At 40.2% G+C, this 22,948-nt stretch carries 20 protein-coding genes; 15 read left to right on the forward strand and 5 right to left on the reverse strand.

The features are described from left to right. The first annotated feature begins 33 nt into the window (after positions 1-33). The 9 genes from MKY11_RS06595 to MKY11_RS06635 all read left to right on the forward strand — a co-directional run bounded on the left by MKY11_RS06595 (position 34) and on the right by MKY11_RS06635 (position 10,543). Positions 34-888 carry a transcription antiterminator gene (locus MKY11_RS06595; RefSeq protein WP_017359435.1) on the forward strand — a complete coding sequence of 285 codons (855 nt, stop codon included), beginning with the start codon at positions 34-36 and terminating at the stop codon, positions 886-888. Between the two features lie 202 nt (positions 889-1,090). Continuing rightward, positions 1,091-3,190, forward strand: a complete 2,100-nt coding sequence (gene ptsG, locus MKY11_RS06600) for a glucose-specific PTS transporter subunit IIBC (RefSeq protein WP_024719659.1) — start codon at positions 1,091-1,093, stop codon at positions 3,188-3,190. A gap of 93 nt (positions 3,191-3,283) precedes the next feature. Further along, positions 3,284-3,550, forward strand: coding sequence for a phosphocarrier protein HPr (locus MKY11_RS06605; protein WP_003211078.1), 267 nt, complete (start codon positions 3,284-3,286; stop codon positions 3,548-3,550). Further along, positions 3,550-5,268 (forward strand): phosphoenolpyruvate--protein phosphotransferase, encoded by a 1,719-nt coding sequence (gene ptsP / locus MKY11_RS06610; RefSeq protein ID WP_008348058.1) that lies wholly within the window; start codon positions 3,550-3,552, stop codon positions 5,266-5,268. The genes MKY11_RS06605 and ptsP overlap by 1 nt, the downstream gene beginning before the upstream one ends. A gap of 98 nt (positions 5,269-5,366) precedes the next feature. Continuing rightward, positions 5,367-5,609, forward strand: a complete 243-nt coding sequence (locus MKY11_RS06615) for a transcriptional regulator SplA domain-containing protein (RefSeq protein WP_034646394.1) — start codon at positions 5,367-5,369, stop codon at positions 5,607-5,609. 80 nt (positions 5,610-5,689) lie between these two features. Beyond that, a complete protein-coding gene (gene splB, locus MKY11_RS06620; RefSeq protein ID WP_342501959.1) occupies positions 5,690-6,718 on the forward strand; it encodes a spore photoproduct lyase in 1,029 nt (342 codons plus the stop codon). A gap of 115 nt (positions 6,719-6,833) precedes the next feature. Further along, positions 6,834-8,795, forward strand: coding sequence for a methyl-accepting chemotaxis protein (locus MKY11_RS06625; protein WP_024719660.1), 1,962 nt, complete (start codon positions 6,834-6,836; stop codon positions 8,793-8,795). A gap of 76 nt (positions 8,796-8,871) precedes the next feature. Continuing rightward, positions 8,872-9,657, forward strand: coding sequence for an SDR family oxidoreductase (locus tag MKY11_RS06630; protein ID WP_342501960.1), 786 nt, complete (start codon positions 8,872-8,874; stop codon positions 9,655-9,657). A gap of 13 nt (positions 9,658-9,670) precedes the next feature. Beyond that, a complete protein-coding gene (locus MKY11_RS06635; protein ID WP_047946011.1) occupies positions 9,671-10,543 on the forward strand; it encodes an NAD(P)-dependent oxidoreductase in 873 nt (290 codons plus the stop codon). Between the two features lie 113 nt (positions 10,544-10,656). Here the strand turns inward: MKY11_RS06635 and MKY11_RS06640 are convergent, their stop codons facing one another. Next, positions 10,657-11,454: a CAP domain-containing protein gene (locus MKY11_RS06640; RefSeq protein ID WP_007498701.1), complete on the reverse strand. Its 798-nt coding sequence runs from the start codon at positions 11,452-11,454 to the stop codon at positions 10,657-10,659. 336 nt (positions 11,455-11,790) lie between these two features. On the opposite strand from MKY11_RS06640, the gene MKY11_RS06645 reads away from it, so the two are divergent. Both MKY11_RS06645 and MKY11_RS06650 read left to right on the forward strand, forming a co-directional pair. Continuing rightward, complete coding sequence (locus MKY11_RS06645) at positions 11,791-13,914, forward strand: penicillin-binding protein 2 (protein ID WP_047946013.1); 2,124 nt, start codon at positions 11,791-11,793, stop codon at positions 13,912-13,914. Positions 13,915-14,070: 156 nt separating this feature from the next. Continuing rightward, the gene (locus MKY11_RS06650; protein ID WP_039169117.1) at positions 14,071-15,897 is read left to right on the forward strand and encodes a PAS domain-containing sensor histidine kinase; all 1,827 of its coding nucleotides are present in this window, start codon (positions 14,071-14,073) and stop codon (positions 15,895-15,897) included. A gap of 25 nt (positions 15,898-15,922) precedes the next feature. On the opposite strand, the gene MKY11_RS06655 is transcribed toward MKY11_RS06650, so the two are convergent. Then, on the reverse strand, positions 15,923-17,095 hold the full coding sequence (locus MKY11_RS06655) for an aminotransferase A (RefSeq protein WP_007498694.1): 1,173 nt from the start codon (positions 17,093-17,095) through the stop codon (positions 15,923-15,925). Between the two features lie 294 nt (positions 17,096-17,389). On the opposite strand from MKY11_RS06655, the gene MKY11_RS06660 reads away from it, so the two are divergent. Continuing rightward, the gene (locus MKY11_RS06660) at positions 17,390-18,274 is read left to right on the forward strand and encodes a cation diffusion facilitator family transporter (RefSeq protein WP_058337410.1); all 885 of its coding nucleotides are present in this window, start codon (positions 17,390-17,392) and stop codon (positions 18,272-18,274) included. A 64-nt stretch (positions 18,275-18,338) separates the two neighbouring features. Here MKY11_RS06660 and MKY11_RS06665 read toward each other — a convergent pair whose 3' ends face one another. Beyond that, entirely contained in the window at positions 18,339-18,491 is a 153-nt protein-coding gene (locus MKY11_RS06665; RefSeq protein ID WP_017367142.1) for a hypothetical protein, read from the reverse strand. 300 nt (positions 18,492-18,791) lie between these two features. Here MKY11_RS06665 and MKY11_RS06670 point away from each other — a divergent pair, with 300 nt between their 5' ends. The 3 genes from MKY11_RS06670 (at position 18,792) to MKY11_RS06680 (ending at position 21,748) form a co-directional block, all read left to right on the forward strand. Beyond that, a complete protein-coding gene (locus MKY11_RS06670) occupies positions 18,792-19,331 on the forward strand; it encodes an RDD family protein (RefSeq protein WP_045035146.1) in 540 nt (179 codons plus the stop codon). Positions 19,332-19,455: 124 nt separating this feature from the next. Next, on the forward strand, positions 19,456-20,766 hold the full coding sequence (locus tag MKY11_RS06675) for an MFS transporter (RefSeq protein WP_342501961.1): 1,311 nt from the start codon (positions 19,456-19,458) through the stop codon (positions 20,764-20,766). Between the two features lie 73 nt (positions 20,767-20,839). Next, the gene (locus MKY11_RS06680) at positions 20,840-21,748 is read left to right on the forward strand and encodes a chemotaxis protein (protein WP_024719666.1); all 909 of its coding nucleotides are present in this window, start codon (positions 20,840-20,842) and stop codon (positions 21,746-21,748) included. 34 nt (positions 21,749-21,782) lie between these two features. Here MKY11_RS06680 and MKY11_RS06685 read toward each other — a convergent pair whose 3' ends face one another. Both MKY11_RS06685 and MKY11_RS06690 read right to left on the reverse strand, forming a co-directional pair. Beyond that, the gene (locus tag MKY11_RS06685) at positions 21,783-22,244 is read right to left on the reverse strand and encodes a YkyB family protein (RefSeq protein ID WP_007498684.1); all 462 of its coding nucleotides are present in this window, start codon (positions 22,242-22,244) and stop codon (positions 21,783-21,785) included. Positions 22,245-22,721: 477 nt separating this feature from the next. Continuing rightward, positions 22,722-22,937 (reverse strand): hypothetical protein, encoded by a 216-nt coding sequence (locus MKY11_RS06690; protein ID WP_217967266.1) that lies wholly within the window; start codon positions 22,935-22,937, stop codon positions 22,722-22,724. Positions 22,938-22,948 lie beyond the last annotated feature (11 nt).

Raw genomic sequence — 22,948 nt, forward strand, 5'->3', positions numbered from 1 at the left:
CGATAAGAAGGATTGAATAAGAAGGAGGTGGGGATGTTCATGGAATCCTTCACCGTTGATAAAGCGTTAAATAATAATGTCATCATCGCAAAACACCCTTCTTTAGGCGAAGTGGTCCTGATTGATAAAGGGATCGGCTTTGGGAAAAAATCGGGTGACGTTCTCGATCAAGCGGCATTTGAGAAAATGTTTGTGTTAAAGAATACAAAAGAGCAAACAGAATACAAACAATTGCTGCACCACATTAATGAGGACATGATTGAGCTTGCCAATGACGTCATTTATCATATACGAGAAAAAATGGGGCATCGTTTAAATGAGCATATTCATATTGCACTGACAGATCATATTGCCTTTAGTTTTAAACGAGTTAAACAAGGCTATGATATCACCAATCCTTTTATGCTTGAAACGAAATCCTTATACCCGAAAGAATACGAGGTCGCAAAGGAAGTCGTGGAACTGATAAATGCGCGGCCAGATGTTGAAACAAAGCTGCCCGAAGGAGAGATTGGGTTTATTGCGCTCCACATTCACTCTGCTTTAACGAACCGGCCTTTATCCGAGGTCAACCGTCATTCGCAGCTCATGACACAAATGGTCCAAGTCATAGAAGATGCATTTCATATGAAAGTAGATAGAGAAAGTATTCATTATTTACGCTTACTGCGCCATATTACGTTTTCGATTGAGCGTATTAAACGGGAAGAATCATTAGAGGAGCCAGAAAAGTTGCTTCATCTATTGAAAAATGAATATCCTTTATGCTACAATACTGCTTGGAAAATGATCAAAATTTTGCAACATGCATTGAAAAAACCTGTACAAGATGCCGAAGCTGTCTATTTGACACTTCACCTGTACAGATTGACGAATAAAATTTCATAGTTTCCTTGAAACGTGTAACTGATTCGATCAGGCATGAGTGACTTAAGGTAAATACAGGATAAGATCCTGTTATTTGCGCAACCTTATATCACCATGCCTTTTTTGTGTTCTGAAAGTGAAATGTAAACGGTTAATTATGAAATGTACGTCAGTGTGTAATTGAAATGCATGTTGTAAGCGAAAACAAAAGGAGGTTCAACCAGTGTTTAAATCACTTTTTGGTGTGTTGCAAAAAATTGGACGAGCACTTATGCTTCCAGTTGCGATCCTTCCTGCTGCTGGTATTTTACTAGCACTCGGAAATGCGATGCAAAATCCGCAGCTGATTGATGTCGCTCAATTTTTAAGCAATGATACAATTCAGCTTGTTGCTAGTGTTATGGAGAATGCGGGGAATATTGTCTTCTCGAATCTTCCGCTCCTATTTGCTGTAGGGGTTGCCATCGGTCTTGCCAATGGAGACGGTGTGGCAGGGATTGCCGCGATCATCGGTTACCTTGTCATGAACGTAACGATGAGTGCCGTATTAATGGCCAACGGTTCCATTCCATCCGATTCAATCAAATTGGCTAAGTTCTTTAAGGAAAGTCATCCAGCGTATGTGAATATGCTCGGCATACCGACCTTGTCTACCGGCGTTTTTGGCGGGATTATTGTCGGGGTATTAGCCGCTTATATGTTTAATAAATTTTACAAAATTGAGCTCCCGCAATATCTTGGCTTCTTTGCTGGTAAGCGTTTTGTTCCAATCGTTACGTCGATTTCAGCACTTATTTTAGGGCTTTTGATGCTCGTCATTTGGCCGCCAATCCAAGGTGCATTGAACTCATTTTCAACTGGACTGCTTGCAGCGAATGAGCCGCTAGCTGCCTTTGTATTCGGTGTCATTGAACGCTCATTAATTCCGTTTGGTCTGCACCACATATTCTACGCACCATTCTGGTATGAATTTTTTAGCTATAAGAGCTTATCAGGAGATATTATCCGTGGTGACCAGCGTATTTTCATGGCGCAAATCAAAGATGGTGTTCAGCTGACAGCTGGGACATTCATGACAGGGAAATATCCGTTCATGATGTTTGGACTTCCAGCAGCAGCACTTGCGATTTACCATGAAGCAAAACCTAAGAATAAAAAACTTGTAGCAGGAATTATGGGATCAGCGGCCCTTACTTCTTTCCTAACAGGGATCACTGAACCGCTTGAATTCTCATTCTTGTTTGTTGCACCGATATTATTTGCGATTCACTGTGTATTCGCTGGATTATCCTTTATGATAATGGATATTCTAAACGTGAAAATCGGGATGACCTTCTCAGGAGGGTTAATCGACTTCTTCCTATTTGGTATCCTGCCGAATAGAACCGCTTGGTGGCTTGTTATTCCAGTCGGTCTCGTACTGGCTGTCATTTACTACTTCGGATTCAGATTTGCGATTCGCAAGTTTAATCTGAAAACGCCAGGACGAGAAGATGAAGCAGCTGACGGTGCAAGCAGCGCTCAATCTGGAAAAGGCGATGACTTACCTTATGAAATTCTTGAAGCAATGGGTGACCAAGAAAACATTAAACACCTAGATGCTTGTATTACGCGTTTACGTGTCACTGTAAATGATCAGAAAAAAGTGGATAAAGACCGCTTGAAAAAGCTTGGCGCTTCAGGTGTCCTTGAAGTAGGGAATAACATCCAGGCCATCTTTGGACCACGCTCTGATAATTTAAAAACACAAATGCAAGACATTATTGCAGGGCGCACACCTCGACCAGCGAAAGACCCTTCTGCAAAAGAAGAAGTCAGTCAGCAGGTTGAAGAAGTCATTGCAAAACCGCTTCAAAACGAACAAGGGGAAGAAACGTTTGCTTCACCAATTACAGGGGAGCTGCATCCAATTACAGATGTGCCAGATCAAGTATTCTCAGGGAAAATGATGGGTGACGGTTTTGCTATCTTGCCAAAAGAGGGAACAGTGGTTTCACCAGTAAGAGGAAAAATCTTAAATGTGTTCCCAACAAAACACGCCATCGGCCTCCAGTCTGATGGTGGACTTGAAATCTTGATTCACTTCGGGATTGATACAGTCAGCCTCAAAGGAGAAGGATTTGAAGCATTTGTACAAGAGGGAGACCAAGTAGAAATCGGTCAAAAACTTTTAGAGGTTGATATTGATAAAATTAAGTCAGAAGTACCATCTTTAATGACACCAATTGTATTTACAAACTTAAGTGAAGGACAATTTATTGACCTTCAAGAATCCGGTGAAATCAAAGCTGGCCAAGAAAACATCATGAAAATTTCAAAATAATTTTCATAACTGCCGTTCTTGTTAGATGACAAGCTCGGCAGTATGATATAATATTGTGGATGTATGAAATGTATAAAAAGGAGATTGATAAAAATGGCTCAACAAACATTCAAAGTAACTGCAGATTCTGGAATTCACGCACGTCCTGCAACAGTTCTTGTACAAACTGCTAGTAAATATGATGCTGATATCAACTTAGAATATAATGGTAAAACAGTGAACCTGAAATCTATTATGGGTGTAATGTCTCTAGGAATTGCGAAAGGTGCTACAATCACAATCTCTGCTTCTGGTTCTGATGAAAATGATGCACTTGCTGCGCTAAAAGACACAATGAAAAGTGAAGGCCTAGGCGAGTAATGCAACAACTGAAAGGAATCGGTGCTTCAGCAGGCGTTGCGATTGCAAAAGCATATCGTCTGGAAGAACCAGATTTAACAGTTCACCAAAAAGACATCAATGATCCAGAGACAGAAGTGAAACGCTTTGAAGAAGCAATTCATGTTTCAAAGCAAGAACTTGAAGCAATTAAAGAGCATGCGCTAAAAGAACTTGGCCAAGATAAAGCGGATATTTTTTCTGCACACCTTCTTGTGTTAAGTGATCCAGAGCTGCTCAACCCAGTGAAGGATAAAATCACATCGGATAAAGTAAATGCTGAATTTGCTTTAAAAGAAACAGCAACAATGTTTGTTACAATGTTTGAAGCAATGGACAATGAATACATGAAAGAACGTGCAGCGGATATTCGCGACGTTACAAAACGTGTCACTGGTCATTTGCTAGGCGTTGACATTCCAAACCCAAGTATGATTTCTGAAGAAGTCATTATCATTGCTGAAGATTTAACACCTTCTGATACAGCTCAGCTGAACAGACAATTCGTCAAAGGTTTTGCGACAGATATCGGTGGTCGTACTTCTCACTCAGCAATTATGGCAAGATCAATGGAGATTCCAGCCGTTGTTGGAACAAAAGAAGCAACAAAAACGGTGAAAAACAATGATCTGATCATTGTTGATGGTATTAGCGGAGACGTCATCATTCAGCCTTCTGAAGATGAAGTGAAAGCGTATCAAAAAAAGCATGAAGACTACTTAGCTCAAAAAGCGGAATGGGCGAAACTTGTTGACCAGCCAACGGTCACAAAAGACGGCGTTCACGTAGAGCTAGCTGCAAATATCGGAACACCTGAAGATGTGAAAGGTGTACTTGAAAATGGCGGCGAAGCAGTTGGATTGTACCGTACAGAATTTTTATACATGGGCAGAGATCAGCTCCCAACAGAAGAAGAGCAGTTCGATGCGTATAAAACCGTTTTAGAGAAGATGGAAGGCAAAGCTGTGGTTGTCCGCACACTAGATATTGGTGGCGATAAAGAACTTCCTTACTTGCAGCTTCCAAAAGAAATGAACCCGTTCCTTGGCTATAGAGCGATCCGCCTTTGCCTTGAAGAGCAGGAGATTTTCAGAACACAGCTACGCGCGTTACTTCGTGCAAGTACATATGGAAACTTGAAAATCATGTTCCCTATGATCGCGACGTTATCAGAATTTAGAGAAGCAAAAGCTATTTTACTTGAAGAAAAAGAAGCATTGGTTGCTGCTGGTACAGAAGTATCTGATTCCATTGAAATCGGAATGATGGTAGAAATTCCATCAACAGCTGTTATCGCAGATCAATTTGCAAAAGAAGTAGATTTCTTCAGTATTGGAACAAATGATTTGATTCAATACACAATGGCTGCTGATCGAATGAACGAACGAGTGTCTTATCTTTACCAGCCATACAATCCAGCTATTTTACGCCTCATAACGCTTGTAATTGAAGCAGCGCATAAAGAAGGTAAATGGGTTGGCATGTGCGGTGAGATGGCAGGAGATGAAATCGCAATCCCGCTCCTACTTGGATTAGGATTAGATGAATTTTCAATGAGCGCAACATCGATTCTTCCAGCAAGAACGCAGTTAAGCAAGCTTTCTAAGGAAGAAGCTGCATCATTTAAAGAGCATATCTTATCACTGAGTACAACTGAAGAAGTGGTTGATTTCGTGAAAAAAACGTTTCAACATAACTAGGTGATGTAAACCAGACAGGTCAAACTGTCTGGTTTTTTTGTCGAATTTTATCATAATCAGTCATATCGCATGAAGAGAAGGGCATCCTAAAATAAAAAATGGAGGTGACCAGTTTGTCTTTCTCTAACTATAAGCCAGGTGATCAAGTATATGTGATTTATCGAAATCCACATGCAGCCAATGTCGCACAAATTAAAGAAGCGGAAATCGTTTCACATCCTTACAATGAGCAAGAGCTTGCGCTATTTCTACTTGAAACATATCACCCATTAGCCCCTGATGATGCCGTATTTCCAACATACGAAGAAGCAGAAGCCCTTTATCAAGATCTGTTTGAATAAGGGAGATTTTAGAAAGGATAGAAGCCATCCTGAGAGGTTAAAGTAACGATATGAACCTATAAGGTAAGGATGTGCTAATTATGATCAAACCGTTCGTTCCCCAGCTTGTGTATATTGAACCTCGGGCGCTAGAGTACCCATTAGGACAAGAGCTGAAAGAAAAGTTTGAAGGCATGGGAATTGAAATTAGAGAAACAACCTCACACAACCAAGTGAGAAATATTCCGGGGAAAAATGATTTGCAAAAGTACCGTAATGCAAAGTCGACGCTCGTTATCGGCGTGAGAAAAACCTTAAAATTTGATACATCTAAACCATCTGCAGAGTATGCCATTCCGTTTGCGACAGGATGCATGGGGCATTGCCATTATTGCTACCTGCAAACGACTATGGGGAGTAAGCCGTACATTCGCACATATGTCAATGTAGAAGAGATCTTAGATCAGGCTGAACAGTACATGAACGAGCGTGCGCCTGATATCACGCGATTTGAAGCCTCGTGTACATCTGATATCGTCGGAATTGACCATTTGACTCACACACTCAAACGAGCGATTGAATACTTTGGTCAAAACGATCTTGGCAAACTACGCTTTGTTACGAAATTTCATCATGTAGACCATTTGTTAGATGCAAAACACAATGGACGAACAAGATTCCGCTTTAGTATCAATGCCGATTATGTCATTAAATATTTCGAACCTGGCACATCACCACTCGATCAGCGGATTGAAGCGGCTGTAAAGGTAGCGAAAGCAGGCTATCCACTGGGCTTTATTATTGCCCCTATTTACATTCATGAAGGGTGGCAAGAGGGCTATAAAGTCCTATTTGAAAAACTCGATGCAGCTCTTCCTGAAGAAGTGAGACAAGATATCACCTTTGAAATGATTCAGCACCGTTTTACAAAACCGGCGAAGCGTGTCATCCAAAAAAACTATCCAAAAACAAAACTAGAACTAGATGAAGAAAAGAGAAGATATAAGTGGGGTAGATACGGAATTGGAAAATATATCTATAAAAAAGATGAAGAACAAGAACTTAGACAGACATTAGAATCATATATAGAACAGTACTTTCCGTCTGCAAAAATTGAATATTTTACTTAAAACAAGTCATTATGGCTTGTTTTTTCTATTTAAATTTTCTTACAACTATTGAATGCGGTACCAATTTTGCCGATATACACATTAAGATGCGAAAGTAGGATGTAGGGGTGATGAGATGTTTAAGAAACTTCAAGTGAGAATAGCTGTTTTCATCTCAGTTATTTTAATTTTAACCGTTGTCGCAGTTCAAGTGGGTTCCAATTTAGTATTAAGACCACTGATTGAACGAGATGCGAAAACAACGACAGCAGCAACGGCAGAAAGCATGAGAGACATCATAGCACTAAAGCTTGAGAATTACGGTGATACGATTAACAAATTGGCAACAAGTACACTTACTGAAGATTTTGCACAGAAACAAACAAAACAGACATTGGCATTTGAAAACGATGAATTAAAAGGATTGCAGGAGCAGGATGAACTCATCTCGCTTGCTTATATAGGAACAAGTGATGGTAAAATGTTCGCTTTCCCGGAGTCCGATTTTGGTGAAGGGTATGATCCGTCTAAACGAGACTGGTATATTCAAGCGGCTGAAAAGCCTGACGACGTCCTATGGACAGATCCGTACATTGATAAAGCAACAAATGAAATGGTCGTTTCAGCCACAAAGGCGATCGTACGAAACGGGAAAGTAGTTGGTGTCGCTGGACTTGACTTGAAACTGGCTTCCATTCAGTCTTATATAAAAGAACAAAAGATTCCTTATATGGGAACGGCTTTCTTAGTTGACGGCACAGGGACCATTTTGGCACATCCAACAGAGCAAGGAAAAAATATCTCAAAAGTCGCTTCTGTGAAAAAAGCGATCGACAACTCGGGTATTGATGATGACAAACAGCTGACCGTCATCTCAAAAATTAAAGAGGCCAACTGGACGATCGGTGTGAGCTTCGAGAAAAAGAAACTTCTTTGGATTACTGAACAAATGAATCAGACAAGTATCATTATTTCTGTCATTGCCATTATACTTGCCATGATTCTAAGCTACTTATTGGCTAGAAGCATTACAACACCAATTAAACGCCTCATCGAGCATGTTCGTAAAGTGTCTGAAGGCGATTTAACCAGCTCGCTTGAGTCGAAGTCTCAGGATGAGATAGGTTTCCTGACGAAAAGCTTTAATCAAATGACTGAAGGCATCAGGGATTTAATTGAAAAAGTGAAAGAGTCTTCAGATCAGGTTGTGAAATCAACGGATGAAGTGACCCAAATTTCAAACGAGACCTTGCTGTCTAGTGAACAGATTGCAACGGCTATTCAAGAGGTCGCTGTAGGAGCGACGAAACAAGCATCAGAAGCGGAAACCATTAATGAAAAATCAGAGCATTTGTATGAAAAAGTTCGTCATATGGGTGAGCTTGCCACGCAAATGCAAACCAACTCAAAATCATCGGAAGATGCAAGCTATAGAGGACTTGATGCTCTTGGTCTGCTCGTCCAAAAATCAACACAAGCGAATGAAGAATCGAAGAAGGTAGAGCAAATGCTGCTTGACCTTGAGCATAAAACAAAAAATATTGAAAACGTCGTAACAGCGATCTCTGAAATCTCAGATCAAACGAATTTACTCGCACTGAATGCAAGTATTGAAGCAGCGAGAGCAGGAGAAAGCGGAAGAGGATTTGCTGTTGTTGCAGAAGAAGTCAGAAAGCTGGCTGAACAATCTGCAGAATCAACGAAACATATTAGTGAAACCGTAAAACTCATTCAAGATGAATCGAAAAAGGCAGCTGAAGCGATGACAGCAGCAAGCAAAATGAATGAAGAACAAGGTGATGCCATCAATTCAACAGGTGAGGCACTCAGCAGTATCACAATGGAAATGCAGGCACTTGTCGGCTCCATTGACAGCATTCATACACAAATCAATGAAATGACTGAAGAACAGCAGAAAATGAATGATTCCATTCAAAGTATTGCGGCCATTTCACAAGAATCCGCCGCTTCAGCTGAGGAAGTACATGCTTCCACAGACGAACAAGTACAAGCTTTAGAAAGAACGAAAACATCAACAGAAATGTTGAACGAATCAAGTCAGGCACTGCGTCAGGCAGTCAATCGGTTTAAACTATAATCTTGCAGAAAAGAACCTTGCCATGTGAGCAAGGTTCTTTTTGTATGATAAAATATGAACAGAGGAGGGTGCCAACATGCATGTTAATCTATCTGGAAAAAAAGCATTGGTCGCTGCAAGCAGTCAAGGTATCGGTAAAGCCATTGCCTTTCAGCTTGCAAAAGAGGGAGCAGATGTGATGCTCTCGGGAAGACATGAGCAAACGCTGCAAGAAGCGGTCAAAGAATTATCCCCGCTTGTAAAAGGGAAGCTGACGTATCAAGTATGTGATGTATCTGATGCCAAGCAAATTAAAGCGCTTGTCGTCGCAGCAGCAGGTGATGAAAACCGTCTTGATATACTAGTGAACAATACAGGCGGTCCTCAAACAGGAACACTTGAAACCTTAACAGATGAAGATTGGATGGAATCCTTTCAGCTTCATTTACTCAGCTATATTCGGTTATTAAAAGAAGCCTTGCCGTATTTAAAAAAACAAGGTGCACGAGTGTTAAATATTGCATCTATGTCGGTCAAAGAACCGATCCCAGGCTTGATGCTGTCGAATACATTTAGACCGGCCATTACCGGCTGGACAAAAACAGCTGCCCAGGAGCTTGCCAAAGATGGCATTTTGATCAATACCTTAGCCCCGGGGAAAATTGAAACAGAGCGCGTGAAACAGTTGGACAAACACCGTGCACAAGAGGAGCAACAATCGGTTGAAGAGATCAAAGCACAAGCTGAACGTATGATTCCGCTGGGCCGTTACGGACAGCCAGAGGAATTTGCAGCATATGCGGCTTTTCTTTTATCTGAAGCCAATACATATATGACAGGTCAAACCCTCATCATTGATGGTGGATTGACAAAGTCTCTATAAGGAGGAATTCTTGATGGCACAAATCAAAACAGTTGGTTTTATTGGAATCGGTGTAATGGGACGTAGTATGGCAGGGCATTTAATGGATGCTGGCTACGAAGTTCTCGTTTATACAAGAACAAAAGCAAAGGCAGACACATTGGTTCAAAAAGGTGCTCTATGGAAATCGACCGTAAAGGAGATCGCAAAGGAGGCAGATGCCGTCATCACAATGGTCGGGTATCCATCAGATGTAGAAGAAGTCTATTTAGGAGAAGATGGACTCTTGGAACATGCTGCGCCTGGTACATACCTCATTGATATGACCACATCGAAACCTCAGCTGGCAAAAGAAATTGAAGCGAAAGCGAAGGAAAAAGGACTATTTGCATTAGATGCGCCGGTCTCTGGCGGAGACGTAGGAGCCAAAAATGGCACGCTTGCCATTATGATTGGCGGAGAAAAAGCAGCCTATGAAGCGTGCCTGCCGCTATTTCAGCAAATGGGCGAAAACATTCAATATCAAGGACCTGCAGGAAGTGGTCAGCATACAAAAATGTGTAACCAAATTGCTATCGCAGCAGGGATGGTAGGTGTGGCAGAGGCAATGGCTTATGCGGAAAAATCAGGACTTGATCCAGAGCAGGTACTTAAAAGCATCACAACAGGAGCAGCCGGTAGCTGGTCTTTGTCAAACCTTGCGCCAAGAATGCTGAAAGGTGATTTCGAGCCAGGATTTTATGTGAAGCATTTTATTAAGGATATGGGCATTGCACTTGAAGAAGCAGAGCTGATGGGAGAAGAGATGCCAGGCCTGTCACTAGCGAAGTCATTATATGAAAAGCTCAGCGAACAGGGCGAAGAAAACAGCGGAACACAAAGCATCTATAAATTATGGGTGAAATAAAAAAACTGCCCCGCCTACGTGGAACAGTTTGTAGCGTGTAAACAAGCCCTCACATTGCTGAAAAAAGAAGACAAACTAAAAACCTGTCCCGAAAAGAGACAGGTTTTTTGATCTTATTTTCCGATGAATTGCTGCGTCCAGTAGTTACCAGATTTCACATAACCTACACCGATATGTGTATAGTTTTTGTTTAAAATGTTCGCTCTGTGACCTTCACTGTTCATCCAAGCTGTTACCACTTCTTGAGGTGATCTTTGACCTTGAGCAATGTTTTCACCTGCTGTTTTGTACGTGATACCAAATTGCTTCATTTGATCAAATGGAGATCCGTAAGTTGGGCTTGTATGTGAGAAATAGTTTTTATCTTTCATATCTTGTGATTTAGCGCGAGCAGATTTGCTTAATTTAGAATCAACAGAAAGAGCTTTTAAGCCTTGTTTTGCACGCTCTTTATTTGTCAGCTCAACCACTTCTTGTTCAAATGCATTTAAGCTGCTGTCTGCTTTTGTTGCAGTTGTGTCTTTTTGATCAGATTTTGAACTGTTGTTCGTTGTGTTTTCTTTTGCTGGTGTGCTTGGTTTAGAAGCAGCTGGTTTTTTCACTGATTCTTGTTTTTGCTCATTTTTTGCTTTGTTTACTTCTTTCACCACTTTTGTTCCAGTAACAGGTTGACCACTTTTGATCAGCTTGTTTAATAGAGCTTCGATCTCTTTTTGATTTGAAGTGCTTAGCTTGTTTACATCTGAAGAGATATGTAATTTTGCAGCTAATGTATGAAGATCAATGGCTTGATGCTGTACGTTTATGACTTGTTTCAGGTTAAGCTCTTTCGCATCAGCTGAATGCCCTCCAGTGAACGTGATCAATGCAGCAGCTGTCAGCGCTGAAAAAATGAATGATTTCTTTTTCATTTTGTAACTCCTCCTAAAATCTTTGTTTTGTTTTCTCACAGAAAATCATAACATGGACTTTTTGTTATAAACGTACCAGCATCCTCCATTGACAACGCCCATTTGTCATTTTTGTTAAAGTCATAGAAAGAGTCTCCTTATATCAATGAATGGAGAATCTTTCTATTTAAAGAAAACGACATAAACATACCAATATTTTAAAGTGTTAGTATATTTTTTTGCAGAATAGGGATTGACAGCTTTTTTTCACTTGTTTCGCTGTAACAACTATTACAAAAGTGTTACAATAATGAGTGGTAATTGTAAAAGATTGAAAGGATGAGAGGAGCTACATAAGTGGGAGAGAAACAGCATCAAGGTGCTGCCGAGCAGAAAAAAATGAAGCGCCGGAACGCCTGGAGAATTAATCTCTTTTTCTTCGCTGTATTTAGTTTATTTGCTGGACTTGTCATCAAGCTCGGTGTGCTGCAAATCGTCAATGGTGAGGATTATAAAAAGCAAGCCAACCGAACTGAGGTCAAAACAGCATCATACCCGTCTCCAAGAGGAAAAATGTATGACGCGAGAGGAAGAGTCGTTGTTGATAACGAAAGTGTACCTGCGATCGTTTATACATCAGAAAGCGGTGTGAAAGCGGAGGATAAGATTAAAGTAGCAAGAAAACTTGCGACTTATATAAAAATGGATACAGATTTTTTGAGAGAGCGTGACATTCGAGATTTTTGGCTGGCCAGCCATCCGAAAGAAGCGGATAAGCTCATTTCAAAAGCAGAGCAAAAGAATCTTAAAGCAAAAGATGTCTATCCTCTTCAAGTAGAGCGTGTGCCTAAGAAAGAAGTCAAGGCGATCGAAAAAGATGCAGAGGAAAAAGCAGTTGCAGCGATCTATCGCAGGTTTACAGGCGGATATGCCTTTGAACCTCAAATCGTGAAAGCAATGGACCCGAACGAAGAGAAAAAAGGGGACGAAAAAGTTGCTTTACTCGATGAAACAAAAGAATCAAAACAGACATCATCCGTAAGTTTGACATACGAAGAGATCTCACTTGTATCAGAGCATCTTGATGAACTGCCTGGTGTAAATGTCATCAATGACTGGACAAGGAAATATCCGTATGAAAAAACCCTCTATAATGTCCTTGGCGGTGTCACCACCCCAGAGCAAGGCATTATAAAAGAGCGTGAAGATTACTATATGGCAAGAGGTTACTCGAGAAATGACCGAGTAGGAAAAAGTTATTTAGAATATCAATATGAAGATTTTCTCAATCCAGAAAAAGCAACTGTTCAATATACACAGGTCGGCGGCAAACTGCTTGATGAAATCAAGCGGACAGAAGGACGAAGAGGACTTGACCTTGCACTCACATTTGATATGGAGCTGCAAAAGGAAGTCGACAAAATCGTTGAATCAGAGCTAAGATCCGCTAGTGCAAGAAACTATATGATGGACCGTGCCTTTGTTGTGATGATGGACCCTAACACAGGTGATGTTCTCGCAATGTCAGGTAAGAAAATGGACGGAAGAGACGTCACAGATTATGCGATCGGAACATTTACGACTCAGTATGAAATGGGCTCTGTTGTCAAAGGAGCTACTGTCCTCTCTGGTTATCAAGATGGCATGTCACACAACCAATCCTATACGGATACACCGCTGTATTTTGCGGGAAATGGAAAACCGAAGAAATCATATACCAATCTTGGCTGGGTTAATGATCTTCGAGCGCTACAAAAAAGTTCAAACGTCTATATGTTTCATGTAGCGATGAGAATGGCAGGGATCACCTACCAAAAGAATGGGCCATTACCGGCAAGACCTGAACACTTACAAAAAATGAGAAACTACTATGCGCAATTCGGTCTTGGCGTAAAAACAGGCATCGATTTGCCGCAGGAATCAAGCGGAATGCAGACGCATCCTAAGACAGTCGGCGGACTTTTGCTTGATGAAGCGATTGGTCAGTATGACACATATACACCACTTCAAGTCGCACAATACATGTCGACCATCGCAAATGGAGGTAACCGTATTCAGCCAAGAGTGGTGAAAAGTGTTCACTTCCCAACGAATAAGGAAGAAGTAGGTCCTGTTGTGAAGAAATATGAGCCGAAGGTGCTGAACACCATTAACAACTCGAAAGCAGATATTGACCGTGTCAAAATGGGACTAAAAATGGTCACATCAACAGGCGGGACTGCCGCTGGCCGGTTCGGTCAGCATGATGTCGCAGGGAAAACGGGTACAGCCCAAACCTTCTACTATGGTGCCAACCGGAGCTGGTGGGGGAATGCCACGTACAATTTAACCTTTGGAGGATATTATCCTTCTTCCAATCCGAAAGTGGCATTTAGTGTCGTCACACCGTATGTATCAGATAAAGATCCTGTGATTAAAACCATTCCAAGTAAAATTGTTGATAAGTACGTTGAATTACAAAAGAAATATGAAAAGCAATAAACAGCAGGGAGCACAGCAAGAGAAAGTGCTCCCTTTTTGCTGAAAATATGGACGTTTCACAAGAGATTGGGAGGAAAATACGGTTTTTCTAGCGAATCCTTTTTATACATCAAACTAAGGACAACCCTAAAAAAATTAAAGGAGGGTCGGACGACGATGGAACAAAAAATGAAAGATTCGAATCAGCTGTACTCGAATATTGATTTACATGCCGTTCTTTCTTCTAATGGCCGCTTTCTCTACATTTCTTCCAATTGTAAGCAGCTTTTGCTCTATGAACAAAAGGATTTACTAGGGTGTTTTTTGAAAGACTTTGTTCATACCGAAGATCAATTTCTCGTCGAAAGTTATTTCTATAATCAGCACATGCTAGAGATTTGCCACTTTAGACTGCTTAGAAGTGATCTTACAGCTGTATGGGTAGAAGCAAGCATTGATTTTGTTGCTTGTGATGGGTTAGACAACGAATTAAGTAGAGAAATGATCCTGAAAATGAGGGTAATGAATACAGAGCCTCAAAAAGCAGCATTTCAACCAACAGAAGTGTCAGAACAGTCGTTAGGCAGTCTACCGGCTTTCCAAGATGTCAGTGAAGCTGAAAAGCTGATTGCCATGCTGCCAAATCCGTTATGTATTACGGCGCTTGGGAAAATTGTGTATGCCAACGATGCGATGCTGCAATTAATGGGTGTATGTACAAAAGATGAAATGATCGGCAAGTCTGCGTTTGATTTTATTGCCGAGGAGTACCATGACATTGTGAGAAGCCGAATCAAAAGACTACAGCAAGGCCTTCCAGTCGGAATGATTGAACAAATATGGAAAAGGAAAGACGGGAGCATGATTCATATTGAAGTGAAGTCATCTCCGGCAATTTATCAAAATCAACGGGCAGAACTTTTACTATTAGTGGATATCTCTTCCCGTAAAAAATTTCAAACCGTTCTTCAGAAAAGCAGAGAGCGGTATCAGCTGCTTATCCAAAATTCTATTGATACCATTGCCGTCATCCACGATCATAAATGGGTATTTATGAATGAATCAGGTATTAAATTATTTGAAGCCGAACATTACGATAAATTAATCGGAAAAGATATCTTTCATCAAATCCATTCATGTGATCAGCAAAAAGTCAAAAAGAGCATATCACGTATTATCGAAAGAGCATCAGATTCTGAGATTGTGACGATGAGCTGCCATACGTTTAAACACCGGTTGATTTATACAGAAATGGTGTGTATCCCTACCACATTTTTTGGTGAAACAGCCGTTCAAATTATTTTAAGAGATATATCTGAACGAAAACAAACAGAAGAACTCATGTTGCGCTCTGAAAAATTATCAATCGCAGGTCAATTGGCAGCAGGCATTGCACATGAAATAAGGAATCCACTGACGGCGATTAAGGGCTTTTTACAGCTCATTAAACCAAAAACAAAAGACCGTGATCAATATTTTGAAATTGTCTTCTCTGAGCTGAGCCGGATTGAAATCATCTTAAGTGAGCTACTAATGCTTGCGAAGCCGCAGCAAACGGCATCCATGCAGACGCTTGATTTGAAAAAAATCATTAGCGAAGTCACCGCTCTGTTAGAGACACAGGCCAACTTAAATGGAATTTTGATGAACACAAGTGATATCGAGGAGGATCTTCTGATGAATGGGGATCAAAACCAGCTGAAGCAGGTGTTTATCAATTTAATCAAAAATGCCGTCGAATCCATGCCGGACGGAGGGAAGGTAGACATTACCGCCAAAGCCGAAAAAGAAGGAATACTTGTCACGATTAGAGATGAAGGAATTGGTATTCCTGAATCGGTCATGAAGCGGATCGGTGAACCTTTTTTAACAACAAAAGAAAAGGGAACAGGGCTTGGGCTCATGGTGACATTTAATATTCTAGAAAATCACAACGGAACCATCCGGGTAGATAGCGACCCAGAGAAAGGGACTGTGTTTCACATCATGTTTCCCGCAAAATAAAAACAACGGCAAGAGAGCCGTTGTTTCATCCGTCTATTGATTGTATGGAACGCTTTTCAAGAACAAATTGTTCGAGACGGTCAAGTCCTTCTTTTAACGTTTCAAGTGAATATGCATAGGAAAGGCGCACATATCCTTCTCCGAGTGAAGAGAAAGCAGAACCAGGTACGACCGCAAGTCTTGTACTTTCTAACAACTCCATGCAAAAATCAAATGAACTCATCCCAAACGATTCAATGGAAGGGAAAATATAAAAAGCGCCGGAAGGCTTAATGACCGGAAGCCCCATAGAAATGAGTCGATCATATACATAGTCGAGTCTTTTCTTATATTGCTCTCTCATGATCAGTGCATCATCCACACCATTTGTCACTGCTTCAAGTGCCGCCTTTTGTGAGATAGCCGAGGCACAAGACACGTTATATTGATGTACTTTTAATACATGTTTAGCAATAGGGGCGGAAGCAAATAAAAAGCCGATTCTCCATCCGGTCATGCTATGAGATTTTGACAGTCCATTGATGACAATCGTCTGTTCCTTTAAGAAAGAAGCAATGGAATGATGCGGACGATCAAATGTCAGCTCACTATAAATTTCATCAGATAGAATAAAAATATCCTTTCCTTCAAGAAGCTGTGCAATTTCTTTCAATTCTTCTTCTAATAGCGTGACCCCAGTTGGATTTGAAGGGTATGGAAGGACAACACACTTTGTCTTTTCCGTTAATGCATCTTCAATCAGCTTGGCGTTTAATTTAAAACCGGCATTTGTTGTGTCGATATGCACAGGCACCGCACCGCACATCCGAATGATCGGTTCATAGCCAGGGTACACAGGGCCGGGCAGGATGACCTCATCGCCTTCAGTCAAAATGGTTCGAAACGCAGCATCAATTGCTTGACTCGCACCTGTTGTCACAATGATTTCTGTCTCTGCATCATAATCAAGATGGACTTTCTTTTTGATGTACTGCTGGATCGCTTGTCTTAGCTCTAAAAATCCAGCATTATGAGTATACGAGGTGAAATTCTCGTCAATGGCTGTTTTGGCAGCTGTTTTGACATGATGCGGCGTATAAAAATCGGGCTGACCTATGGTCAATGAAACGACATCCTCATATGAAGATACGAGATTTGAAAATGTTCGAATGCCTGAAATTTCAATATCCTTTACTCTTGGATTCAGCAAATGCTCCATTTCTCATCACCTTAAAAATTTATGTTTTTATCCTATTTTACCATTCACTGCATAAATGTCACCTGCGGAAAGGCTTCGGATATCGTTATATGTAGTCTATTCTCCCATCCATCACAGCATGAGTGATATATGAAGAAAGAGCAACATTTATTATAGCGTAACCTGCTCGGAAAATACAGCTCTGCTTAAGATGATTAGAATAAGGCAAAACGGTATAAACTGAAAGAACGAGAGAATCAAGTCATGGGAATTGCTTTCACAGGCATACGATCTCCTGAAGGAGGACGATAATAGATGGATCAATCAGCAAAGACATCGAAAATAGCCTTTTTATCCGTCATGAGTAATACGTTTGTTGTGGTCCTTAAAATCATTGTAGGGGTGTTAACTGGATCTGTTGCGGTTTTATCAGAAGCCATTCACTCTTTTCTCGATTTAATGGCCTCTTTTATTGCATTTATCTCTGTTCGTATTTCAAGAAAGCCGGCAGATTCAAAACATCCTTATGGACATGGGAAAGTTGAGAATATTTCTGGAACGATTGAAACTTTGTTGATTTTTGTAGCTGGGATTTGGATCATTTATGAGTGTGTTCATAAATTAATGCATCCTGAGCCTGTTAAACTGCCGGTACTTGGTATTGTGGTCATGCTGATCGGGGCACTTATCAATTTTGTTGTGTCGAGAGTTGTGAACAAAGAGGCAGAGCGAGTACATTCTGTTGCCATGAAATCGAATGCACTGCATCTTTTAACAGATGTGTTTACGTCACTAGGGGTTGCCTTTAGTTTATTGCTTGTTGCATTAACGGACTGGTATTTCCTCGATCCGATTATTGGAATGGTGCTAGCGCTCTATATTATGCGTGAAGCATTTAAACTCATGAAGGAAGCCTTCCCGCCGCTTGTCGACGCCCGGTTAACCCCGGAAGAAGAACAAGCGATAGAGGCCATCATTCAAACATTCAGTCAAGAATTCATTGAATATCATGACTTTCGAACAAGACGATCCGGTGCTGAAGAATATATTGACTTCCATTTGATTGTTCATGGAAAAACAACCATTGAAGATGTTCATCAATTATGTGATCGAATTGAAGAGAACATTCAGCAGGCGTTTCCGCATGCACAAATCTTTATTCATGTAGAACCTGAAAGTGAAAGAAGCACACAAACGTAAAAAGGCGATACCACCTCTTTGAAGGTTGTATCGCCTTTTTTTACGCTTCATCTATGAAATGAAATCAATATCCATAAGCAGTATCGTAATCTTCATACCAAGAGATATAAGCAGCATCTTCATTAGATAAACCATGTTTCATATCTAAAAAATCAGCTTCGCAAATATCTTCAATCACAGTCATTTCGTTGTTCTTTAATAGTACGACAGTTCCCATCATGAACACCTTTCTTTAAAAAATCCTTGACTATTGTACCATGTGAAACGTGATTGTCAACAGAAGAATCGAAATGAGACAAAAATATCACAAAATGTTAAAAAATCAGGCGTTTAAAGAACTAGATGTGCCATAATTTCTGTGAATTTTCAGTATTTATTCACATAAATCATCATTGAAAAATGATCTAAAATTCATGTAAAAATGTAAAGCTCCATTGATCTTGCGATATTCATAAGATATAATAACGAATGATTATAAGAAATTTATAGAAAACATACATAATAAAGGAGAAATAGGATGGAAACAAACATGTCAGAAGCACCTATTCAAGAAGAAAAACATCCTGAACTAGCTGGTGTAGGTTATCGTTTTCTTGCTCATCTTTTAGACGGTGTCATTATTAGTGTACCATTCTCATTCATTGTATTTATTCTCGCAACACTCTTTTTTGTCTCAAGCCCTGAGGCGGCATTTTTAATGTATGATGATAGCTATTACTATTCTTCAACGGTGATCACGGATGAAGAATGGGCAGTCATAATGGGCTTTATCTTTTTCTATGGCGTAACGATTTTAGTCGGTATCGCGGTGACTTGGCTGTATTATGCGATCATGGAATCATCAAAGCTGCAAGGAACTCTTGGCAAAATGGCTCTTGGCATCAAAGTGACAAAAGTAACGGGTGGAAAAATAACATTCGGGCGCGCGACAGGTCGCTTTTTTGCAAAAGGCTTTTTGTCTCCAATCTTATGTATTGGCTACATCATTGCGTTTTTCACAGAAAAAAAACAAGCACTTCACGATTTGATTGCAAGTACCATTGTCGTAAAGAAATAATGAAAAGAAGCACCTCTGCTAAATAGTAAGGGGTGCTTTTTGTATAGATTGCTTGTATGGAAGAGGGAAACGTCACATAAAGTAGAATGATAGTGAAAATAAAGCAGAGAAGGGAGTCAATCTATTGAAAAGAGGGAAAATGATCGTTCAGAAAAAAGGGGCAAGCTTCGGGCTCTTTTTCACCGCACCTGTTTTGGCCTGGGCATTGTATGATTTTGCAAATACGATATTTTCATCGAATATGATCACCATTTTCTTCCCATTTTACTTGCAGGAGACGATAGGCGACAGTGCGAGGATGGATCAAATCGCCAGTACATTTATTTCTTATGCGAACGCACTTGCAAGCTTTTTCCTCGTCATTTTTACGCCTTTATACGGTGTGCTGATTGATCGTACAGGGAAAAAGAAGCGGTATATCACGGTGTTTACCCTGATTTGTATTGCCTGTACCTTTATGATGGGGATCTTTGCTGGGATTGATTTCTCAAGCGAATGGTTTGGTCTTCCTGTTTCCTTATTGGTGGTGGTTACCTTGTTCGTCATCGCCAAATTTTTCTATCACTCTAGTCTTGTTTTTTATGACACCATTTTGCCCGATCTTGGGACAAAGGATGAAATCCCCCTCATTTCTGGATTCGGTATTGCTGTCGGCTATTTAGGTACACTTGTCGGCCTTTCTGTTTATTTACTTGTAGGAAATGACCAGTTTCATGAAGCATTTATTCCGACAGCCCTTTTATTCTTTCTCTTTTTTCTTCCCTTTCTCTTTATTATAAAAGATCCTCAACCTCTCCCGCAGCAAGAGAAAAAGGCGTCTTTTTTCAGCGGGTATAAAGAGATTATTCGTACGTTTAAAGAGATGAAGCAGTACAAACCGGCCTTTATTTTTATGATCGCTTTCTTTTTTATGAATGATGCGTTGCAGACAGCGATTGCGATGATGGCGGTTTATGCGAAAATTATCATTGGCTTTACGGCAGGTCAATTTATTTTGCTTTATCTTGTGTCCACGATTTCAAGTATCATTGGCTCGTTTCTATTCGGATATGTCACAAAGGCCATCGGGGCAAAGCGCTCGATTACAGTCGTGTATGTCATTTTAATTGTGGCGCTCATTCTAGCTGTGACAGCGACAACTGAATGGGTCTTCTGGGTAGCAGGCAGTCTATTCGGAATTTCACTTGGTGCAAGCTGGGGATCATCACGAATCCTCATTATTGAGCTGACGCCTAAAGAAAAACGAGGGCAATTTTTTGGTCTCTTTGCGTTTTCGGGAAAGGTGTCTTCAATCGTCGGTCCCATCATTTATGGCTCCGTCACACTGCTATTTGCAACACATGGGAATCTCGCAAGCCGTCTTGCATTAGGGTCTTTGCTCATCCTTGCAGCCATAGGACTTGTGATTCATCAATTCGTGCGAGAGAAAGCGTAAAGAAACGTCAACTTTTTACCCATGCTGCCGATATAAAAAGTACAATCTTATATTGAAGAATAGAGGGATTTCCGTGGCTTTAAACAAACAAGAAATTTTACTTGACTCTGGTACTAATGAATTGGAAATTGTGAAGTTTGAAATTGGTTCAAATCAATTCGGCATTAACGTCATGAAAGTAAGAGAAATTATTCAGCCAGTTGAGGTGACAGTTATACCGCACTCTCACCAAGATGTAGAAGGGATGATTAGTTTACGAGGCGAGATTTTACCAGTCATCAATCTATTTTCCTTTTTTAATGTCGAGTCAGATCAGTCAGAACAAGAGAAATACATTGTGACTGAATTCAACCAACGGAAATTTGTGTTCCATACAGGAACGGTATCACAAATTCACCGCGTCAGCTGGGAAGAGATTGAAAAACCAACTGCACTCAATCAAGGAATGGACCGTCATTTAACAGGGATCATCAAGCTTGACGAGAAAATGATTTTCCTTCCAGATTACGAAAAAATCATTTATGATATTGAATCCGCATCTGGCGTAGACACATATCATATGTTTGACGGTGAGAAAGACGAGAGAAGAACAGGGAAGAAGCTGTATGTTGTTGAAGATTCTCCGCTTCTCATGCGCTTATTAACAAATGAATTAACCGAGGCAGGCTATAAAAACATTGTAACCTTTGAAGATGGGAAACAAGCATATGACCATGTCATGGATCTTGTCAGTAAAGGCATCAGTGTGACAGAAGAAATTGATATGATTATTACGGATATAGAAATGCCAAAAATGGATGGACATCGATTAACAAAGCTGCTGAAGGACAATCCTTTAACACAGTCCATTCCAATTCTCATTTTCTCTTCATTAATTACGGACGATCTGCGTCATAAAGGGGAAACCATCGGTGCAGATGATCAAATTAGTAAACCAGAAATTCATCAGTTGATTGAAAAGGTAGATCATTTTATTATCTAAAGAAAAAACCACTCGTTTTGAGTGGTTTTTCTGTTTAAAAATAACTTTCCCCGAGCCGTTTGAAGACGGGTTTTGTATAATGTGATTTTTGTTTTGTGGCGGCAGGTTTTTCTTTTAAACCGACATACGTTTGAAGTATTTGTTTTGCTCGATTTAATGACATATTCGCTTTCGGATTGCGATATGATTGATTTAAATTTCCTAAGTGTGGCAAAAATTCGAAGTCTTCTTTAGTTGGTGGCAGATGAAAATAATAATCTCCGATTTCAATCAGCACGTCGGACTGTTGTTGACTATATCTGGGATTGTTAGAGAAATGTAGGCCCACTTTTCTTCCTTTACCTTCTTGCAATAGTTTTTGCAGCGCACGTTTTTTCAAAAGATAAAGAAACTTGGGATTTGGTGCGGTTTTAGCATGGCGGTTAACAGTATAAATGGCTTTTGCGATGTTTTCTGCTGTAGGTTCTATGTCTTTAGTATGAGCATAATCGTCCATTTTTTCTCTCCTTTGTCTTTCGTCTTCCTGTGCTTAGTATAAATTATACGTTTTTATTAGTAAATTGCAAATAGTCTTATTGTAAAAAGCAATGAGATTACATGGTTATTATTTAAAATAGCCAAAAATCATGATGTTGAAACCTTGCTGAAATTTGAAGAGGTCGACACATCTTTCTATCACTTTTATGATGAATGTCTCGCTGTTTTAGATGAAAAGCATACCATTATGTTAAATATTCAAGTGGTAGGAATTGGCTGAGCATTGGTAGAAGATGCAGTAGGGGTGCATAAGTTAAAAGATCGTTTGTTTTCGATCATTAGAGGATGTAGTGAAATGTATACAAAGTGAACTATCATAACAAGATAACTACCTATTTGAATCAATGGGTAGTTTATCAAAGTATAGATGGTTCATCGTGTAAAATCTACCATATGCAAGACAATCAAAGTCGAACATATGGCTTAAAAACATGGACTATTTCGTATGGCTAGAATAAGCACAGTAAAAACAGCCGTTAAAATCAGTTTCACTCGTCATTTTTTTGGCTTCATCCATGGCGCTTTCACTGTTCATGTGCAGACCAATCAACGTACGGCTTACTGCATCACCTAAAAATGCGCAGTCTTCTGTATGTACAACATATTGTCCTTGTTCATTTTTTGAATGAATAAAATAATAGCTTTTTAGCATACCCCTCACCT

Origin of the sequence: Bacillus sp. FSL W7-1085 (genome assembly GCF_038595035.1) — a bacterium.
Lineage (GTDB): Bacteria > Bacillota > Bacilli > Bacillales > Bacillaceae > Bacillus > Bacillus altitudinis.

Bases quoted from the DNA above. Each gene is read 5' to 3' on its own strand.
- MKY11_RS06595 (WP_017359435.1), top strand. From the start codon at position 34: ATGTTCATGGAATCCTTCACCGTTGATAAAGCGTTAAATAATAATGTC.
- MKY11_RS06605 (WP_003211078.1), top strand. From the start codon at position 3,284: ATGGCTCAACAAACATTCAAAGTAACTGCAGATTCTGGAATTCACGCA.
- ptsP (WP_008348058.1), top strand. From the start codon at position 3,550: ATGCAACAACTGAAAGGAATCGGTGCTTCAGCAGGCGTTGCGATTGCA.
- MKY11_RS06615 (WP_034646394.1), top strand. From the start codon at position 5,367: ATGGAGGTGACCAGTTTGTCTTTCTCTAACTATAAGCCAGGTGATCAA.
- splB (WP_342501959.1), top strand. From the start codon at position 5,690: ATGATCAAACCGTTCGTTCCCCAGCTTGTGTATATTGAACCTCGGGCG.
- MKY11_RS06625 (WP_024719660.1), top strand. From the start codon at position 6,834: ATGTTTAAGAAACTTCAAGTGAGAATAGCTGTTTTCATCTCAGTTATT.
- MKY11_RS06630 (WP_342501960.1), top strand. From the start codon at position 8,872: ATGCATGTTAATCTATCTGGAAAAAAAGCATTGGTCGCTGCAAGCAGT.
- MKY11_RS06635 (WP_047946011.1), top strand. From the start codon at position 9,671: ATGGCACAAATCAAAACAGTTGGTTTTATTGGAATCGGTGTAATGGGA.
- MKY11_RS06640 (WP_007498701.1), bottom strand. From the start codon at position 11,454: ATGAAAAAGAAATCATTCATTTTTTCAGCGCTGACAGCTGCTGCATTG.
- MKY11_RS06650 (WP_039169117.1), top strand. From the start codon at position 14,071: ATGGAACAAAAAATGAAAGATTCGAATCAGCTGTACTCGAATATTGAT.
- MKY11_RS06655 (WP_007498694.1), bottom strand. From the start codon at position 17,095: ATGGAGCATTTGCTGAATCCAAGAGTAAAGGATATTGAAATTTCAGGC.
- MKY11_RS06660 (WP_058337410.1), top strand. From the start codon at position 17,390: ATGGATCAATCAGCAAAGACATCGAAAATAGCCTTTTTATCCGTCATG.
- MKY11_RS06665 (WP_017367142.1), bottom strand. From the start codon at position 18,491: ATGGGAACTGTCGTACTATTAAAGAACAACGAAATGACTGTGATTGAA.
- MKY11_RS06670 (WP_045035146.1), top strand. From the start codon at position 18,792: ATGGAAACAAACATGTCAGAAGCACCTATTCAAGAAGAAAAACATCCT.
- MKY11_RS06685 (WP_007498684.1), bottom strand. From the start codon at position 22,244: ATGGACGATTATGCTCATACTAAAGACATAGAACCTACAGCAGAAAAC.
- MKY11_RS06690 (WP_217967266.1), bottom strand. From the start codon at position 22,937: ATGCTAAAAAGCTATTATTTTATTCATTCAAAAAATGAACAAGGACAA.